Source organism: Streptococcus suis (assembly GCF_902702775.1).
GTDB classification, from domain to species: Bacteria; Bacillota; Bacilli; order Lactobacillales; family Streptococcaceae; genus Streptococcus; species Streptococcus hashimotonensis.
Window position 1 is genome coordinate 1,199,041 of sequence record NZ_LR738724.1, and the last position, 17,308, is coordinate 1,216,348.

19 protein-coding genes and 2 pseudogenes are annotated in these 17,308 nt (G+C 38.0%); 9 read left to right on the top strand and 12 right to left on the bottom strand.

Annotation, left to right across the window (positions count from 1 at the left end):
• Positions 1-277: 277 nt before the first annotated feature.
• From GPW69_RS05895 to GPW69_RS05910, 4 genes are all read left to right on the top strand, one after another.
• Positions 278-973: a phosphopantothenate--cysteine ligase gene (locus tag GPW69_RS05895; RefSeq protein WP_161942353.1), complete on the top strand. Its 696-nt coding sequence runs from the start codon at positions 278-280 to the stop codon at positions 971-973.
• Positions 966-1,514 (top strand): phosphopantothenoylcysteine decarboxylase, encoded by a 549-nt coding sequence (gene coaC / locus GPW69_RS05900; RefSeq protein WP_074391200.1) that lies wholly within the window; start codon positions 966-968, stop codon positions 1,512-1,514. Before GPW69_RS05895 ends, coaC begins: the two co-directional genes overlap by 8 nt.
• Positions 1,501-2,070, top strand: coding sequence for an ECF transporter S component (locus GPW69_RS05905; protein WP_014638079.1), 570 nt, complete (start codon positions 1,501-1,503; stop codon positions 2,068-2,070). Before coaC ends, GPW69_RS05905 begins: the two co-directional genes overlap by 14 nt.
• 90 nt (positions 2,071-2,160) lie before the next feature.
• Positions 2,161-3,879: a phospho-sugar mutase gene (locus GPW69_RS05910; RefSeq protein WP_024384389.1), complete on the top strand. Its 1,719-nt coding sequence runs from the start codon at positions 2,161-2,163 to the stop codon at positions 3,877-3,879.
• A 162-nt stretch (positions 3,880-4,041) separates the two neighbouring features.
• Here GPW69_RS05910 and GPW69_RS05915 read toward each other — a convergent pair.
• The 11 genes and pseudogenes from GPW69_RS05915 to GPW69_RS05965 form a co-directional block, all read right to left on the bottom strand.
• Positions 4,042-4,182, bottom strand: a pseudogene (locus tag GPW69_RS05915) (type II toxin-antitoxin system RelE/ParE family toxin); the annotation flags it as partial.
• A gap of 28 nt (positions 4,183-4,210) precedes the next feature.
• Complete coding sequence (locus GPW69_RS05920; RefSeq protein ID WP_074391201.1) at positions 4,211-4,426, bottom strand: hypothetical protein; 216 nt, start codon at positions 4,424-4,426, stop codon at positions 4,211-4,213.
• Positions 4,427-4,608: 182 nt separating this feature from the next.
• Positions 4,609-5,385, bottom strand: a complete 777-nt coding sequence (locus tag GPW69_RS05925) for a nucleotidyltransferase domain-containing protein (protein WP_074391202.1) — start codon at positions 5,383-5,385, stop codon at positions 4,609-4,611.
• Between the two features lie 72 nt (positions 5,386-5,457).
• Positions 5,458-5,742: a hypothetical protein gene (locus GPW69_RS05930; protein WP_074391203.1), complete on the bottom strand. Its 285-nt coding sequence runs from the start codon at positions 5,740-5,742 to the stop codon at positions 5,458-5,460.
• Positions 5,743-5,752: 10 nt separating this feature from the next.
• Entirely contained in the window at positions 5,753-6,400 is a 648-nt protein-coding gene (locus tag GPW69_RS05935; protein ID WP_074391204.1) for a tetratricopeptide repeat protein, read from the bottom strand.
• A 223-nt stretch (positions 6,401-6,623) separates the two neighbouring features.
• Complete coding sequence (locus GPW69_RS05940; protein WP_370695983.1) at positions 6,624-7,586, bottom strand: DNA/RNA non-specific endonuclease; 963 nt, start codon at positions 7,584-7,586, stop codon at positions 6,624-6,626.
• 441 nt (positions 7,587-8,027) lie between these two features.
• Complete coding sequence (locus tag GPW69_RS05945; RefSeq protein WP_074391206.1) at positions 8,028-8,216, bottom strand: hypothetical protein; 189 nt, start codon at positions 8,214-8,216, stop codon at positions 8,028-8,030.
• Positions 8,213-9,217, bottom strand: a complete 1,005-nt coding sequence (locus GPW69_RS05950) for a hypothetical protein (protein ID WP_079848508.1) — start codon at positions 9,215-9,217, stop codon at positions 8,213-8,215. Before GPW69_RS05950 ends, GPW69_RS05945 begins: the two co-directional genes overlap by 4 nt.
• Before the next feature lie 425 nt (positions 9,218-9,642).
• Positions 9,643-10,905: an FAD-dependent oxidoreductase gene (locus GPW69_RS05955; protein WP_074391207.1), complete on the bottom strand. Its 1,263-nt coding sequence runs from the start codon at positions 10,903-10,905 to the stop codon at positions 9,643-9,645.
• Positions 10,899-11,666 carry an FAD:protein FMN transferase gene (locus tag GPW69_RS05960; protein ID WP_074391208.1) on the bottom strand — a complete coding sequence of 256 codons (768 nt, stop codon included), beginning with the start codon at positions 11,664-11,666 and terminating at the stop codon, positions 10,899-10,901. The genes GPW69_RS05955 and GPW69_RS05960 overlap by 7 nt, the downstream gene beginning before the upstream one ends.
• The gene (locus tag GPW69_RS05965; protein WP_074391209.1) at positions 11,659-12,318 is read right to left on the bottom strand and encodes a DUF2271 domain-containing protein; all 660 of its coding nucleotides are present in this window, start codon (positions 12,316-12,318) and stop codon (positions 11,659-11,661) included. The genes GPW69_RS05960 and GPW69_RS05965 overlap by 8 nt, the downstream gene beginning before the upstream one ends.
• A 47-nt stretch (positions 12,319-12,365) precedes the next feature.
• Here GPW69_RS05965 and GPW69_RS05970 point away from each other — a divergent pair, with 47 nt between their 5' ends.
• Entirely contained in the window at positions 12,366-13,136 is a 771-nt protein-coding gene (locus tag GPW69_RS05970) for a helix-turn-helix domain-containing protein (protein ID WP_074391210.1), read from the top strand.
• On the opposite strand, the gene GPW69_RS05975 is transcribed toward GPW69_RS05970, so the two are convergent.
• Positions 13,111-14,082, bottom strand: coding sequence for a Gfo/Idh/MocA family protein (locus GPW69_RS05975; protein ID WP_074391211.1), 972 nt, complete (start codon positions 14,080-14,082; stop codon positions 13,111-13,113). The genes GPW69_RS05970 and GPW69_RS05975 overlap by 26 nt on opposite strands.
• A gap of 818 nt (positions 14,083-14,900) precedes the next feature.
• Between GPW69_RS05975 and GPW69_RS05980 the strand changes: the two genes are divergently transcribed.
• The 4 genes and pseudogenes from GPW69_RS05980 (at position 14,901) to GPW69_RS06000 (ending at position 17,247) form a co-directional block, all read left to right on the top strand.
• The gene (locus GPW69_RS05980) at positions 14,901-14,984 is read left to right on the top strand and encodes a 23S rRNA methyltransferase attenuation leader peptide (protein WP_001814874.1); all 84 of its coding nucleotides are present in this window, start codon (positions 14,901-14,903) and stop codon (positions 14,982-14,984) included.
• Positions 14,985-15,108: 124 nt separating this feature from the next.
• Positions 15,109-15,846: a 23S rRNA (adenine(2058)-N(6))-methyltransferase Erm(B) gene (erm(B), locus tag GPW69_RS05985; protein WP_001038796.1), complete on the top strand. Its 738-nt coding sequence runs from the start codon at positions 15,109-15,111 to the stop codon at positions 15,844-15,846.
• Positions 15,847-16,015: 169 nt separating this feature from the next.
• Positions 16,016-16,276, top strand: a pseudogene (locus GPW69_RS05995) (topoisomerase DNA-binding C4 zinc finger domain-containing protein); the annotation flags it as partial.
• Positions 16,277-16,350: 74 nt separating this feature from the next.
• Entirely contained in the window at positions 16,351-17,247 is an 897-nt protein-coding gene (locus GPW69_RS06000) for a ParA family protein (RefSeq protein ID WP_002304405.1), read from the top strand.
• Positions 17,248-17,308: the final 61 nt, after the last annotated feature.

A 17,308-nucleotide genomic window follows, 5' to 3' on the forward strand; every position in this document is an offset into this window, starting at 1 on the left:
TTTTATGGACATTATACCATACCACAACTTATTTTCGCATATTTTTTACTATTTATTCACTAACGTACGGAATTTTCAGAAAAACTACAGATTCCCTTACTTAAACAGATACAAATTTTTAAAAACTGTATTCTCATCATATCATAGCTCTATACTTCCGTCTAAGACTGATCCTTATATTTTTTATTAGTGTTATCATTTTCCAGTGTCACAGATTTATTAGCAAATGAGTTAGTGCAAACTTTACGAAAAATAGAAATTCTAGTAAAATATGAACATGAAACTATTGATTACATCAGGCGGAACAAGCGAAGCTATCGATCAAGTCCGCGCTATTACAAACCATGCTTCTGGAAATCTTGGAAAAATCATTGCCGAACAAGCCTTGAAACGTGGTCATGAAGTTACTCTTGTGACTACAAGACAGGCTGTCAAACCAAATTCTCAGAAGAATTTAACCATTATCGAAATCACAAATGTTGATAGTTTGAAAGAAACATTAGAACCTTTAGTCAAAACACATCAGGCCCTGATTCATAGCATGGCTGTATCCGATTATACACCTGTTTATATGACTGGTTTAGATGAACTAAGAGCAACTGAAGACATCTCTAGCCTACTAAAAAAACAGAATACAGAAAGTAAGATTTCATCCAAGGATGACTACCAAGTTCTTTTCTTGAAAAAAACTCCCAAGGTCATTTCCTATGTAAAAACATGGAATCCAGCTATCACACTCTTTGGCTTCAAACTATTGGTTAATGTTCCTAAGGAGGAATTATTTGCCGTAGCTCGCCAAAGCATTGAACGAAATGGCGCTGATTATATACTTGCTAATGACTTGAAGGATATTGGAGAAAATCAACACATTGCCTATTTAGTTGATAAAACAAGGGAAATTCAAGCACAGACAAAAGATGAAATTGCTCAGCTCATTTTAAATACCCTAGAAAAAGGAGAACAAAATGGCTAATATCACACTTGCCGTTACTGGCTCTATTTCAGCCTATAAAGCAGCTGACCTAACCAGTCAATTGACCAAGCTCGGTCATCAGGTTACAGTCCTCATGAGTCGCTCTGCTATGGACTTCATCACACCTTTGACTCTCCAATCCTTATCAAAAAATCTGGTTCACACAGATGTCATGATTGAAGAAAATCCTGCTCTTATCAAGCATATCGATATTGCCAAAGAAACAGACTTATTTTTAGTTGCCCCTGCTTCTGCCAATACGATAGCTAAATTAGCTAATGGTATGGCTGACAACATTATTACTGCAACAGCCCTGGCTCTGCCAATTGGTACTAAAAAACTGCTGGCACCTGCTATGAATACTAACATGTACCTCAATCCTGCTACCCAGAAAAATATCAAAACCCTCATAGAGTATGGTTTTGAGGAAATCAAACCGCGTGAAGCTCTGCTTGCTTGCGGCGACTTTGGTACAGGCGCTCTGGCCGAGGTTGATGTGATTCTTAATAAAGTAATGGAGGTTCTAAATGAAAACAAATAAATCCAGGGATGTTGCGACTCTTGCAATATTTCTAACAATCATGATTGTCATTGAAGTGGTCAGTCAGATGATTTTTGCTAATTTTATCTTGCCAATAAAACCGACTATTACCCATATTCCCATCATCATCGCTTCCATTCTTTACGGTCCACGCTTGGGGGCACAACTGGGTGGTTTTATGGGAATAATGAGTATCATCCGCAATAGCATAATCCTTTCACCGATGAGTTATGTTTTCTCTCCTTTCGTAGAACATGGAAACTTCAATTCTATCCTGATTGCCTTAGTTCCACGTATTTTAATCGGAGTTACACCATATTTTGTTTACAAATTGATGAAAAACAAAAAGGGGCTCCTACTAGCAGGTCTTACTGGTACCTTGACAAATACAATTTTTGTCTTGACTGGTATCTTCTTCCTATTTTCTAATGTATATGCTGGGGATATAAAATTGTTACTAGCTAGCATCGTCTCATTCAATTCTATTGCAGAATTAACCATCTCCGGTCTCTTAACCATAGCTATCGTTCCAGTTTTACAGAAAGTTCAAAAATAAATATCAGAAAATCACGTGAAAGCGTGATTTTTCTTTTCAAACATGGTATAATGAAAGCGTTTAATAGAAAAATTTTTAAGGAGATATGAGATGACTTATCAAGAAACCTATCAAACATGGCTCGACTTTGCGGACCTTCCAGATTACTTGCGTGAAGAATTAGTCGCAATGGATGAAAAAACAAAAGAAGATGCCTTCTATACAAATCTTGAATTTGGTACAGCTGGTATGCGTGGTTATATTGGCGCTGGTACCAACCGCATCAACGTATTCGTCGTTCGTCAAGCTACTGAAGGTTTGGCAAAATTGGTAGAATCAAAAGGTGAAGAAGCTAAAAAACGTGGTGTTGCCATCGCTTACGACTCACGTCACTTCTCTCCAGAATTTGCCTTTGAATCAGCTCAAGTTTTGGCAGCGCATGGTATCAAATCTTATGTATTTGAAAGCCTTCGTCCAACTCCTGAGTTGTCATTTGCTGTTCGTCATTACAATGCCATCGCAGGTATCATGGTGACTGCCAGCCACAACCCGAAAGAATTTAACGGCTACAAGGTTTACGGTGAAGACGGCGGACAAATGCCACCAGCTGATGCAGATGCATTGACCAACTTCATCCGTGCCATTGACAATCCATTTGCAGTTGAATTGGCTGACCTTGAAGCCAGCAAGGAAAATGGCTTGATTACAGTTCTTGGCGAAGAAACTGACCTTAAATATCTTGAAGAACTCAAAGACCTCAACATCAACCCTGAATTGATTGCTGAATACGGTAAAGACATGAAGATTGTCTACACACCACTTCATGGTACGGGTGAAATGTTGGCTCGTCGTGCCCTTGCACAGGCTGGTTTTGAGTCTGTCCAAGTTGTTGAAGCACAGGCAACTGCTGACCCTGACTTCTCTACTGTCGCTTCACCAAACCCAGAAAGCCAAGCTGCATTTGCCCTTGCGGAAGAATTGGGCCGTGAAGTCGGTGCAGATGTCCTTCTTGCAACTGACCCTGACGCTGACCGTGTTGGTGTTGAAGTTCGTCAAGCTGACGGTTCATACTGGAACCTTTCTGGTAACCAAATCGGCGCTATCATTGCTAAATACATCCTTGAAGCCCACAAGCAAGCAGGCACACTTCCTGCAAACGCTGCCCTTGCTAAGTCAATCGTATCCACTGAGTTGGTAACTAAGATTGCAGAAAGCTACGGTGCTACCATGTTCAACGTCTTGACTGGTTTCAAATTCATCGCTGAGAAAATCCAAGAGTTCGAAGAAAAACACAACCATACTTACATGTTTGGTTTTGAAGAAAGCTTTGGTTACTTGATCAAACCATTTGTACGTGACAAGGATGCTATCCAGGCTGTGCTTATGGTTGCTGAAATTGCTGCCTACTACCGTTCACGTGGCATGACCTTGGCTGACGGTATCGATGAAATCTTCAAAGAATATGGCTACTTTGCTGAGAAAACAATCTCTGTTACTCTTTCTGGTAAAGACGGTGCAGAACAAATCAAGGCAATCATGGCTAAATTCCGCGATAACTCACCAGCACAATTCAACGCAACTGACATCGCAGTCTTTGAAGACTTTGCCCTTCAAACTAAGACAGACAAAGATGGAAATGTTGAAAAACTCACTACTCCTCCTTCAGATGTCTTGAAATACACCTTGGCAGATGATTCTTGGTTTGCAGTTCGTCCTTCGGGAACCGAACCAAAAATCAAATTCTACATCGCAACAGTTGGTGAAACACTTGCCGAAGCGGAAGAAAAAATTGCCAATATCGAAAAAGAAATCAACGAATTTGTTGGGTAATCATCATAAGCTAAAAAGAGTCGCAATTGCGGCTCTTTTCTAGTCAATTAAAATATTAGCAGAAAACATGAACCTCATAAAAAAATTGCAATTGAGCAATAATTTTCTAAGGTGTTTTTTATTTGCAGTGCTTCTTATACTCAATGAAAATCAAAATCAGACTTACTCCAAATGTTCGGGTAAAGTCTCTAGAGTTTCAAGTGCAGTTAGAATAAGGTCTAGTTTGCTGTCTGCAGATTGTTGAATGTAGAAATTAAGTAAGATATATTCATAAATCCCTCTCAAGCCCTTTTTTGCTTGATCCGTGAGGAAAACTTGGCATCATTTATGATTATTCAAGCACAAAATCTTTTCTCTCAACCGCCAAAGATGTTAGTTTACCTTGCTCAATTTTTTGATGACCAATCAGAATTTCCTTTTTAAAGCCTTCAAAGGCAACTTGAAATTCCGTCACTTGTATATCACTGTTTACGTACTCTTTGGGTTCTTTAGTTTGTTCATAAAAAGTTGCATCTACTATGAAGTTGACGGGTTTAGTATTTGCCATAGTTATTCCTTATTGTAAAGATGGTTTGTAAATACATTCTATCATGTTTAACTTCTAAATTCAGCTAACCCCCTACAATTCCCAAGTACATCGAAGACAAAACCTCATCGATTTTGTACTATTCATTCATGCAATCTTTATAACTGAAAATACAGTTAAAACTAGAGAAGTCTGCAAGCTACCTAACTCTCCATCCCTAATTCTTCCAAAAAGAAGCGATTCAGTGGAAAGATATCCTGTCTCTCATCCTGAACAATTTGGATATAGGCTTCAATTTCTCGAATGCTTTCTTCCAAATAGTTTTGAATCGGAAGTAAGGATGAAATGAGTGTTTCTTCTGGATGGTTGATTTTCAAGTCCAGCAATGCTGCGACATGGGGTTTCATTTCCTCTGGAAGCAAAGCCTGAACAAGGTCATCAAACAAAATAGGGGGAATGGTATGATACTTCTCAATCCAGCGACATGCCAAAATTGGGCGCAAAGCATAAAAATATTTTTTAGGTTTGACCTGTTCACAAAGCAGGTATTTTTGCATATTACCTTTGGCAGTGTTGAGATAATGATAGAGCATTTTTTTCTCAGAAAAATAGGTCTGAGCATACTGGCGAATTCGCTCAATAAAATCTGTCTGATGATAGACAATCGGCGATTGCAACCATTCAAATAAGGTTGGGTTTGACTTAAACAAGAGTTTCAAGGTTTTGTCTAGATCCCACCCACTCACATCCCAGGTTTCATCAATCGGCAATTCAATCACATCTCGGCCTTTATCCAAAGCCAAATAAAAATCCGGCTTATGCTTGTAGATAAAACGAACATCGAAGTCACTGTCTGGTGATTCAAAACCCCAAGCACGACTACCTGATTCGATTGCCCACAAGACCTCGACATCAAATTCCTTCTCAATCTCCCGCAATTTTTGGGGGACTAAGGTCATCATTTCATTTTGTGTTTTCATTATTACTTTTCTTTCTTTAGATAATCCTCATATGCTTTAAAATCATCTGGATTATCAGCATAGTTATATTCATTAGAACAGATAAACTGGTTCGTTTTTAGACTGGTAAAAATATGTTAATTCGCCACATGAAACACAAGCTTCTTGAAAGCTCTGTTCGGTTAGGCCCAAATTGGGAAGGCAATCCTGATAAACGGCATTTTTAAAAAGATTTGGGCGAATATTCTTTTGATAGTCCCATTCTTTTCTGCGATTCCGTAAATACTCGTCAAATTTTTCATGCCAGTACAGAGTCGGGTGCAATTCCTCGCACTTCTTGCACCAAAATCCATCAATTTCAATATCCACGTCTCCCATTTTTTCCACCTCAAAATAAATCATCCCATCGGTGTCGAACAGTATCAAATTGTGAATGCCCAAGTAATTCTACAACCTGTTCATACACAGATTGATAATAAGTTCCATTATTTTGCAGTTCGATTTCATAGCCTTTTTGAGCAAACCGTAAAAATTGATAGGCAAGATCAAGATTTACAAACAGTTGGCCATCCAAAAGCATCGATTTTCCCAAAGCAAGGCACAAACTTGGATAATTTTCAAGTGCCTGATACCAAGTGATATCATATAAAGCCTCCAAAGGCTCATCTAATAGATAGGATACAGCCAATCGATAATAATAAAGAGACAATTCTTCATCCTGAATTCCCCATTTTGTAGTTCTATAGATATCTCCTAATTTATAAGTAGCGTCAATATTTTCCTTCTTAGCTGCTAGCTTGAAATAAGCAAGTGCAAGTCTCAAGTTTGGTTCAGAATGTCTACCATATAAATAACAATAACCCAAATTTGACATAGCATCTGAATTTCCCATACTAGCCGCTAGATGATAGTAGGCAGCAGCAAGGCCGTATTCACCATCGCGATAAAAATTTGCTCCTTTGCTATTTAGATAACCTGAATCATTGTTTTCAATCGCTTTGTAATCCGCTTCCGATAATTGTAATGTATTGTTCATTTTATCCTCCTTCATTCAACACTAGTTTCGGCGACCACTTGCAAACATATATTTTAATATTTATAAATTGATTATACCATTAAAACAACAATAAACTGCAATATCGCTGTCACAGCTACAAAAAAGATATGTCTATTAATAAACGAATTCCACATCATAAAAATAGGAGCAAGTCAACCAACTACTCCCATTTCTATATTGAATAATGAATTTCTTAACTAATTTATTCTTTAGTTGTGTGTCGCTTGCCTAAACTAAGTGCTTGTTCCTCTGACATCTCAATAACCTTTGCAAAATTGGTATTGGCTGGCATGTTTTCTTTAGAATACCAATAAACATCCGCATTTCCATTCCTAGCAATATAAACAACTGGAGCAAGCTGAGTTTCAGATTGAGCTACTTGACTACTTTCGCTTAGTTGTGATTCCGGCGCAACACTAGAGGAGGCAGTTTGACTAGTTTCATCAGTTGAAACTAAGGATGGTGTCGCAGTACCTTTCAAATAATCTATTGTTGCATTTTTAGAATAATTATCTAAGATGACAGTTGTAATTCCATATCCATCTACCGACTCTTTCGGACTTCCAAGGTTTATGTTTATTAGATATCCAGATTCATCCAAACCAACATATTGAAGAGAAATCTGCCTTGGTATCAGCTCATCACCGGAATAAATAGGAGTTACTTTATAATCTAACCAAAAATGAGGGTGATTTGCTAGCCAACTATCCAAACGATTTTCATAGTAAAGCATGCTCTCGAAATTGCTATCATCTGTTCCTTTATAGTTCCCGCTATTTGTCCAAGCAGTCAAGGGAACCAAATTTTTTCCTTCGTCTGTCAAACCACTAAATTGGTAACCAATCAGATGGCCCCTATTAAAAAGCCAAGATTTTTTACCTTGATTACCATAGGCAATTTTATAGTTATGCCATCCAACAGGAGTAAATTTTATCCGTGGTTCCCTACGCTTCTTAGGTTCATCCTTATCCTGAAGTTGAATATGTGCGGAAGTTGCCCTACCTAACGTATCAAATTCACCAAGCACAATCTGCTTATTTCCATTGAACGGAATTAAGTTTAGACTACCGTAATCAATACTTTCTTGGTTAGCTTTAACAGGAAAACCACTTACAAGAAAGGAAATGAACACAAGTAAAAATAGACAAATTCTTTTCATAATCAATTCTCCTAGATATTAGTGGTTGAAATGATAGCCCAAAAATTGTATATCGGAAACATTTGTACTATACATTCCACCAATTTTCCATAATACAGATAAAACAGGAATAATATACACTATATTCATATAATACACTCTCGCGGTAAAAAAATCAATTCTTTATAGGTATTGAAAGTAAAAACTATCTCTCCCTTTTTAATATGGTATTTAAAAATAGAATATGGACGAGTGAAAATGTAATTAATAGATTTCATTAAACAATACCGCAAAAACATTTAGTAAAAAGCAAAGCTAAATTATTCAATTTCAAAACTAATAAAAAACTCTTGAAACCTAACGATTGCAAGAGTTTTAATCCTATGCTTATAGCACTTGTATTCAACTTGTTTCAAATAGACTAAGATTGTAATACAATTTAGGAAATTTCCTTTCTAAGAGGGCAAATTATTTCTTTCTACCTCCAAGAACTTTGTTTAATATAAAAGGTGCAGCAGTTAGAGCAATACCACCCATTACTTTCCCAGCTTTACGTATTCCACCCAGTATCTTATTTCTACATGATTCACACTTATTATATTTATAATCTTTTGGAATGATTCTACCACATTTTTTACACGTATTTTTTTCTATCATGTTAAATCCTCAGTTTCAATCTCTTTTAAATTATTAGGTAATTCTAATATTGTTGCATTGATTTTAGGTAACTCTTCAGTCCAATAATTTGTTGGAGATGGATCAAGTAAATCCAATCGTTCCACCAAATGTGGTGTTGCTAGATATGTATCATTTATAAAATGTGCAAAGTATTCGAGACTTTTTTGAGCAGCCTTCTCTTCACCCAATTCATTATAAGCCATTGCGGCTGACAAAGAAACAATATTTACAGCAGATAGTCCATCTCTTATTTCACTTATTCTAGAATCAATTGTTTCTTGTTTAACACCTTTTAATAATTTACCAAAAGTATCTTCAGGTTGTTCTTGAATAAAAGAAACATTAGATTTTTGGCTTAGCATCAAAAGATTGCGACTATCTTCAGCATCAGAAATTACCTGAAGAAGCATTGAAGTTCTTAACTGTGGGTTGACAATTTCCCTTGCTTGAATTAATTTTTGTTGACAGCTGTATGCTATAGCTAACCTATCAGACTCCTGCCCCTTTCTGACATCCTCAATCGCAAGCTGAACATTTTCAATCTGCTCCGCAAGTCGTGCCATTTGAAGTTGTGACGAATAGTTGGAAATGGATTCAGTAATTTCTGGCGCAAGATTCACAGTTTCCAGGGGGACTGTCGCAGCAATTTTCCCAGTTTCCGTATTCAACAATGTTGCCATTAATGAACCGTCTTTTTTAGTCATTAATTTTAAAGCACCTTTTGCAATTGCTTGTTTTTGCTCTTTAGACAATACAGCCTGTAAGGCTTCTTCTGGTACTGTTGACTTTACTGCATTAATAAATGATGGAGCAGTATAGAGCAACTTCTCTATTTGAGAAAAAATTGTGTTAGCTTTGCTTAATAATGGTCTTGCAATTTCTGGAAGGTTACCAAATACACTTGTAGGTTTTGCTTCAAACGCCTCAACATCTAGAATCTCATAATCATCTGGACCATAATATATAATTTCTTCATTCATTAATTTACCCCTTTCAAATAGTTCATAATAATCGGGCTTTTACTTTAGTGATTTCAACCAAAATATCACTTATTACTCTAATTATATCACTAAAAGCTTGTTAATAAAACATCACATTAGGTTTTTGCATTTATATATAAAGAAAAGTCTACTAAATTCCCTAGATTAAACCCTACTCTAGTTTCATAGACTTGGTGAATACGTTTCTATTCCTAAAAATTCCTTTTCAATAGAAATAAACATATCCCCACAGGGGGATTGGAAATAGAATTAGATAATTTCATACTAGCACTTCTACTCACTCTGATACTTTCCCACCACAAAGCAAAAAGCCTTACAATCAAGGCTTTTCATTATCCCTTTCGTTCAAAGGTTTCTAAGCTTTTACAAGCAGAGCGACGCACTCCACATGTTTTAAATGAGTATTAAAAGGCAAAGCTTTCATAAAAGATGCGGTCTTCTGGGATGCCATTTTTGACCAAATAATTTTGGTAGGCACGGTTCATTGCCATTGGACCTGCAATGAGGAAAAAATTGTCACGGTCTAGGGGGATGAGTTCCTTCAACTGGGTCTCATCCAGTCGTCCCTCTTGAGCAAAATAGGTGAAATTTGGTCGCTTAGTTGCTAGGCATTGTAGCCAGTCATAGGCAATTTTTGCTCTGCCATTTTTTACGGTATGAATCAGATGAATCGTCTGACGGGGATTTTTTTCAATCAAGGATAGAAAGGGGACGATACCTACACCACCCGCAATCATAACCAGTTTATCCTGCCGTAGAAGCGATGATTTGAAACGATGAAGTACCCCGTAGCCGTGGGTAAATTCAAGTCCCTCTCCAATATCAAGTCGAGCTAAGGCTTGAGTAAAATCACCCACCTGGTCGATAATGAGGGAAAAGCTATAATCATCAAAACACGCAAGAGAAAAGGGGTGGGGCTCAGCTAAATCTGGCTGATTAGGAAACCTAATGAAGATAAAATCCCCTGCTTTAAATCGGGTCAGGTTCTGACTCTTAACATCCAGTTTCAGCAAACCATCATCCAGATACTCTAGGGAAAGCAATACACCAGACTGCCACTTCTTTAGCTTAAAAACGGCATATGAACCAAGGGCAAAGAGGGTATAAAGACTGATTAACACCATAAAACCAGTGGCTTGACGGATATAATCAATGACCCAGATATGAAGATAAACTAGAATCACAGCAAGAAGATTCAGGCGATGAATCCAAATGCTAAACTCGTGTTTGAAGAGCTTTTCTAAGAACCGCTTGAGATTTACCAGCCAGACCCAGCGACTGGTCAGCCAACCCGCCATAAAAATAAGGGAGTAGGCAATCAGGGTCAGAAAGAGATAAAAGGCGATATCTCCTAAAAACTTAGGCAGGTCTTCCGAAGGGAGCAACCATTTATGGAGGTGGCTCAAGCCCAGAGCAAAAAGACTGGTTATCCCGTGAATGATATACATATCAGGCAAACCAATTAAACGATCTAACCAACTGGGTCTGGAGGACAGCCAAATGACCACTAAAAACCAGACATAGGCAACCAAGCCGTAGAGAACGCCGACTTGACTTCTGCCATCCAAACTAAGTTGTGCAAAGAGTAGGCTAATTGCTGGTAGGGGAATCAAAAAGAGCAAACCTAGCCACAAACAATTTAGGTAAAACCGATGATGTTTTAACATAAAAGACCTCCATTATACTGTAAAATCTGATTATCATTAGTCACTAGGGTTGCAGTCAGGGCGTGTTGTCTGATAAATGCCCCAACTTCCTCATCCGACAGGGTCATCAACAGGGTTGACCAGGCATCCATGTCAACCAAAGACTGACCGACTAGGGTGATTTGAGCAAGGGAATTGGACTTTCCCTTCCAAAAATGATTGCCTCGTTGACTTTTCCCTGATGTCGCCACCCCACCTTGCCTTAGAGAAATTACCTTATCCATTTTTAAACGGGCATTTGGAGGGGCAACGGTAACTTTCCATTCAAAATCATTGTTTTCCTGGCTAAAGCAAAACATATCACCGCCACCGTTTAAGATGATTGAAACCAAGACCCCTTGATTGACCAAATCAGTCCAGATGCCCTTGACAACTTCCTCAACAGCCCAGCCTTTGACAAAGGAGGTGGGATTGAAACCTCGCTCATCATAGGGATGAAAGAGATAACCTGATTTTTCTTCAAGATGTCGAGCTAGACCAATGATGGTCGCCAGTTTATCATTGATGACAGGCTCTCGACGACGGTAACGACTGAGTGAACTGGTTTCGAGAAAGGCAGAAAGTGATTCTTCCACACTCTTTAAAAATTGGTCAGTCTGGTGCAGGGCTTGCGAGACTTGGGCAACTTCAACCTTATCCATGGAACGCTGGCTCGCCAGTTGGATGGTAAAGACGGTATCCATATGAAAGAAATGGTAAAGCTGATAGAGATAGTTAGACATTGACACTTACCCCCTGAATCATCTCCTTGTTAAAGGAATCATCACTCGAATAGACGCTAGTTACGTCTCCAACTAGGGAAAAAAAACCATTTTCAAGGACGATGTCTTGCTGGAAGAGGACATTGCTCTCCCAGTAGAGGGTTCCCTCCAGATAAATGGTGTATAGACCATCTTCAAGTCCCAGTCCATCGTCAGTCTTGCCATCCCAAATATAGGTATTTTCCCCTGTTGACGGCGTTGGACTTGTCACCAAATCCAGTTGCTGTTGACTGAGCTGACTGGCTTGAACTGCTGACACCCAATGATTTAGACTATCGGGACGGCGAGAAAAACCTCCCTGAGCCGTAAAGCGACTGACCGACAGGGTTCGGACGACTTCACCAGCCTGGTTCTCGACCCAGATTGCCACCTGGTTTGATGCCGACCCCGCCATGCGTTGGTAATCCAGTAAAATGGTCACTTGGTTTGATGAAGTGGTTGAATCCGAATCTAGACTATCAGTATGCGTTTCCGAGTCAGCAATATCAACCTGACCAGTCGCAACTGCTGTCCCACCAGCATCCGTCTTCCAAAAATTGGTATAAATGGAAAGATAAGTCAGAATGGTAAAGGCACCAACACTGAGCCATACAGGGAGTGATTTTTTCATCATAAAACCTTTCTTTTTAGTTTGTTGATAATTTATGATATGATAGGGCTATGTTAGAGAAAAACTCCGTCTCAGCCAAATTAGCCTACATGACCTATCTCAATCGTGAGAATCAGTTCAAGCACTTCGATTCCTATTCGGAAGATATGCGTCAATACCATCTCCTTGCTCAAGGTAAGGACGAAGCCCTGACTGAAGGGGAACGCATCTTTGAAAAAATGCGTTCTGTCAGCCTCTCTAAGAACACCCTCCAAAGTAGTCGCTATATGTTTATCGCCAACGCCACCCTTGCCACTCGATTTGTCATTGAAGCTGGTGTCGAGGCGGAAAAAGCGTACAATATTAGTGATTTGTTCATCCACCAGATGGATGAGGCTAAGGAGTTCACAGAAATTAAGGGCATCCAGCAGAAAATGATTGCCTATTTCCTTAAGGAAGTGAAACAAGTGCAACACCAGCGGATATTTTCAAAACCAGTCATGACCTGTCTGGACTATATCGACCAACATCTCCATGAGAAGATTTCTGTGCCAGACCTGAGCGATTCGGTCAATCTATCGCCTAACTACCTGTCCCGACTCTTCAAGGATGAGACAGGCATGACCATTACAAGCTATATCAATAACCAACGCATTCGAACAGCTGAAAATATGATTCGCTACTCGGACTACAATTTTACCGAAATCAGTCAGATTTTAGCCTTCGGCAACCAAACCTATTTTAATCGGCAGTTTAAAAAACAAACTGGTCTCAGCCCCAGTCAATACCGCAAACACGGTCGACCAGACTACTTCCTCAATCAGCCAGCTGATAGGGACTGACCTCATCAACAATCGCCAACACCTGACGACTATGCTCAAATTGCTTTGCCATCGTTTCAACATCACGCTCAGTAATGATTCGGTTAAACTCAACAAATTCGGCATACATCCTGTGCTGACCAGCATTTTTATCTAAAACTTGTCCCTTGTCTTTTCCTGTTTGGACAAAGACTGACGGCAGTTCGTTGGTCGGTCCATCGATGCGGATAAAACCGTCCGTTCCCTGAATCGTTGACGAAATGGTTGACGATGAATCCTTGGCACCGATACAAATGGCCTGAAAATCGCCATAATCAAGGGAAAGAATGCCTGAAGTATCAACTCCTTTTTCCATATTCGCCGCATAAGAGACCGACTTGGGACGACCGAACAAGCCGACCATCAGGTGGATGTTGTAGATGTTAATATCTCTCAAAGCGCCACCACCTTTTTGAGGGTCAAAGGCTGGCAAGATATCGCCCCGCTTAAAGGTATCATAACGCGAAGAATACTGGGAATAATTGCAGGAAACAATTTTAATGTCACCAAGATTTGCCAACTGGTCTTTGATGACCTGAAAATTCGGCAGGTATTGGTTGGTGATGGCTTCCAGCAAGAATAGATTTTTTTCTTGAGCCACTGCCTGCAACTCATCCAATTCTCTCTCCCTCAGTGTGAACGGCTTTTCGCAAATCACATGTTTCCCCGCCTCCAAGGCTTGCTTGGCATAGTGATAGTGAAGGTGATTTGGCAAGGCAACATAGACGGTGTCAATCTCAGGATTGGACAGAATGCTGTCATAGTCACTCGTCACCTCTTTTATCTTGTAGGTTGCTGCAAGATTTTTTGTTTCCTCCAAACTCCGAGAACTAGATAAAATAACCTCCAAGGAAATCTCATCAATCTGTGTAAGGACTGGCAGAACATCCTTCACAATCATACCAGCACCTAAAATTGCAAGCTTCATTAAACATACCCATCATCCCCTTTGGGATGCCTTTCTGTCAACTATTATAGGAAAAATACCCAAGGTAAACTTATCCTATTCTACGAAACTTTATCTTCAACTTTATGAATAAAGGCCATGTTTTTTTTATTTTTCTTTCTATTGGTGTTATATGGAAATAGAAAAAGAGGTGAGCTCAAACTCACCCCACTAGTAGAACCGTTTAAGACGGTGGCTAGCTCAAAGTTATATTAAAACAACTGTCGGACTCGCCAAAGTTAACAACGATTGTTTTCTTTTTCAATCAGTTCCAACAATAAACCGACTGGCTCTAGAACAAAAGCTCCCAAATGCAACATCATACCTCATTTAAATCAATCCTTTTCTCAATAACATAATAAACTTAGTTACCTTAATTTTTCTTATTCTATGCCATATAACTTGTTTTAACTGTCCTCGAACACACTCTACTTGATTTCCAAATTAGGAAGGGGTGGGGACATCTATTCCCTCATACTCCTTATCTCATGTCCCCCCTTGCGTCTACGGAAATAAATCCCTCTAAAATCCACCAGCACATCAACTACTTCAACTGAAATAGTTACTCTGATACTTTCCCACCACAAAGCAAAAAGCCTTACAATCAAGGCTTTTCATTATCCCTTTCGTTCAAAGGTTTCTAGGCTTTTACGAGCAGAGCAACACACTCCACATGTGCTGAGAGCTTTCTTCTATACTAATAGACGAAAGGGATTGAAAGTTATCTTAAAATTTTGTATAATAGGAATTGAAGTTAAATTAGATGCTAAAAATTTGTAATTAAGAAGGAGGGATTCGTCATGTTGGTATTCCAAATGCGTAATGTAGATAAAACATCTACTGTTTTGAAACAGACTAAAAACAGTGATTACGCAGATAAATAAATACGTTAGATTAATTCCTACCAGTGACTAATCTTATGACTTTTTAAACAGATAACTAAAATTACAAACAAATCGTTTAACTTCTGTATTTGTTTATAGATGTAATCACTTCAGGAGAGATTACATGAACAAAAATATAAAATATTCTCAAAACTTTTTAACGAGTGAAAAAGTACTCAACCAAATAATAAAACAATTGAATTTAAAAGAAACCGATACCGTTTACGAAATTGGAACAGGTAAAGGGCATTTAACGACGAAACTGGCTAAAATAAGTAAACAGGTAACGTCTATTGAATTAGACAGTCATCTATTCAACTTATCGTCAGAAAAATTAAAACTGAATACTCGTGTCACTTTAATTCACCAAGATATTCTACAGTTTCAATTCCCTAACAAACAGAGGTATAAAATTGTTGGGAATATTCCTTACCATTTAAGCACACAAATTATTAAAAAAGTGGTTTTTGAAAGCCGTGCGTCTGACATCTATCTGATTGTTGAAGAAGGATTCTACAAGCGTACCTTGGATATTCACCGAACACTAGGGTTGCTCTTGCACACTCAAGTCTCGATTCAGCAATTGCTTAAGCTGCCAGCGGAATGCTTTCATCCTAAACCAAAAGTAAACAGTGTCTTAATAAAACTTACCCGCCATACCACAGATGTTCCAGATAAATATTGGAAGCTATATACGTACTTTGTTTCAAAATGGGTCAATCGAGAATATCGTCAACTGTTTACTAAAAATCAGTTTCATCAAGCAATGAAACACGCCAAAGTAAACAATTTAAGTACCGTTACTTATGAGCAAGTATTGTCTATTTTTAATAGTTATCTATTATTTAACGGGAGGAAATAATTCTATGAGTCGCTTTTGTAAATTTGGAAAGTTACACGTTACTAAAGGGAATGTAGATAAATTATTAGGTATACTACTGACAGCTTCCAAGAAGCTAAAGAGGTCCCTAGCGCCTACGGGGAATTTGTATCGATAAGGGGTACAAATTCCCACTAAGCGCTCGGGACCCCTTGTAGGAAAATGTCCTAAGTGTGGCAACAATATTGTATTAAAAAAATCGTTTTATGGTTGTTCAAATTATCCTGAATGTACCTTCACTTTAGCTGAACATTTTAGAAAGAAAAAACTCACCAAAACAAATGTAAAAGAATTACTAGAGGGAAAAGAAACCCTGGTAAAAGGAATCAAAACGAAAGATAGAAAGTCCTACAATGCCGTTGTAAAAATCGGAGAAAAGGGATATATTGATTTTATCTCTTTTTCAAAATAAGCATAAAAGCCCTTTAAAGAGGGCTTTTATATATTAATCACAAATCACTTATCACAAATCACAAGTGATTCCTAATGATACAATATTACTATACAAAAAAAGAATGGGGCGTAGTTATGGAGAAGGAAGAACTCAAAATACTTGAAGAATTAAGACGTATTTTAAACAGTAAAAATGAAGCGATTGTTATCTTAAACAATTATTTTAAAGGTGGTGTTGGAAAGTCAAAATTATCGACTATGTTTGCTTACTTGACAGACAAATTTAATTTAAAAGTTTTAATGATCGATAAGGACTTACAAGCAACATTGACAAAAGACTTAGCAAAAACATTTAAGGTAGAATTGCCACGTGTTAATTTTTATGAAGGACTGAAAAATGGAAACTTGGCTTCTTCTATTGTTCATTTGACTGATAATTTAGACTTGATCCCTGGCACGTTTGATTTGATGTTACTGCCAAAATTAACTCGCTCATGGACTTTTGAAAATGAAAGTAGATTGCTTGCTACTCTTTTAGCACCTTTAAAAAGTGACTATGATCTCATTATTATTGATACTGTACCAACGCCAAGCGTTTATACAAATAATGCAATCGTGGCGAGTGATTACGTTATGATCCCTTTACAAGCAGAAGAAGAAAGTACAAACAACATTCAAAACTATATTTCCTATTTGATTGATTTACAAGAACAATTTAACCCTGGACTAGATATGATCGGTTTTGTTCCTTATTTAGTTGATACGGACAGCGCAACGATAAAATCAAACCTGGAAGAACTGTACAAGCAACATAAAGAAGATAACTTGGTTTTCCAAAATATTATCAAGCGAAGTAATAAAGTAAGTACCTGGTCTAAAAATGGAATTACAGAACACAAAGGCTATGACAAAAAAGTTTTATCCATGTATGAGAACGTATTTTTTGAAATGCTTGAGCGAATTATTCAATTAGAAAACGAAAAAGAATAGAATCACAAATCACAAGTGATTAATCACAAATCACTTGTGATTTGTGATTGTTGATGATAAA

What these genes read in the sequence shown, in the direction of transcription:
- GPW69_RS05965 (WP_074391209.1), bottom strand. Translation starts at nt 12,318, where the DNA reads ATGATGAAAAAATCACTCCCTGTATGGCTCAGTGTTGGTGCCTTTACC.
- GPW69_RS05950 (WP_079848508.1), bottom strand. Translation starts at nt 9,217, where the DNA reads ATGAATGAAGAAATTATATATTATGGTCCAGATGATTATGAGATTCTA.
- GPW69_RS05945 (WP_074391206.1), bottom strand. Translation starts at nt 8,216, where the DNA reads ATGATAGAAAAAAATACGTGTAAAAAATGTGGTAGAATCATTCCAAAA.
- GPW69_RS05930 (WP_074391203.1), bottom strand. Translation starts at nt 5,742, where the DNA reads ATGGGAGACGTGGATATTGAAATTGATGGATTTTGGTGCAAGAAGTGC.
- GPW69_RS05920 (WP_074391201.1), bottom strand. Translation starts at nt 4,426, where the DNA reads ATGGCAAATACTAAACCCGTCAACTTCATAGTAGATGCAACTTTTTAT.
- GPW69_RS05975 (WP_074391211.1), bottom strand. Translation starts at nt 14,082, where the DNA reads ATGAAGCTTGCAATTTTAGGTGCTGGTATGATTGTGAAGGATGTTCTG.
- GPW69_RS05925 (WP_074391202.1), bottom strand. Translation starts at nt 5,385, where the DNA reads ATGAAAACACAAAATGAAATGATGACCTTAGTCCCCCAAAAATTGCGG.
- GPW69_RS05955 (WP_074391207.1), bottom strand. Translation starts at nt 10,905, where the DNA reads ATGTTAAAACATCATCGGTTTTACCTAAATTGTTTGTGGCTAGGTTTG.
- GPW69_RS05910 (WP_024384389.1), top strand. Translation starts at nt 2,161, where the DNA reads ATGACTTATCAAGAAACCTATCAAACATGGCTCGACTTTGCGGACCTT.
- coaC (WP_074391200.1), top strand. Translation starts at nt 966, where the DNA reads ATGGCTAATATCACACTTGCCGTTACTGGCTCTATTTCAGCCTATAAA.
- GPW69_RS05905 (WP_014638079.1), top strand. Translation starts at nt 1,501, where the DNA reads ATGAAAACAAATAAATCCAGGGATGTTGCGACTCTTGCAATATTTCTA.
- GPW69_RS05980 (WP_001814874.1), top strand. Translation starts at nt 14,901, where the DNA reads ATGTTGGTATTCCAAATGCGTAATGTAGATAAAACATCTACTGTTTTG.
- GPW69_RS05895 (WP_161942353.1), top strand. Translation starts at nt 278, where the DNA reads ATGAAACTATTGATTACATCAGGCGGAACAAGCGAAGCTATCGATCAA.
- GPW69_RS06000 (WP_002304405.1), top strand. Translation starts at nt 16,351, where the DNA reads ATGATACAATATTACTATACAAAAAAAGAATGGGGCGTAGTTATGGAG.
- GPW69_RS05935 (WP_074391204.1), bottom strand. Translation starts at nt 6,400, where the DNA reads ATGAACAATACATTACAATTATCGGAAGCGGATTACAAAGCGATTGAA.
- GPW69_RS05970 (WP_074391210.1), top strand. Translation starts at nt 12,366, where the DNA reads ATGTTAGAGAAAAACTCCGTCTCAGCCAAATTAGCCTACATGACCTAT.
- GPW69_RS05960 (WP_074391208.1), bottom strand. Translation starts at nt 11,666, where the DNA reads ATGTCTAACTATCTCTATCAGCTTTACCATTTCTTTCATATGGATACC.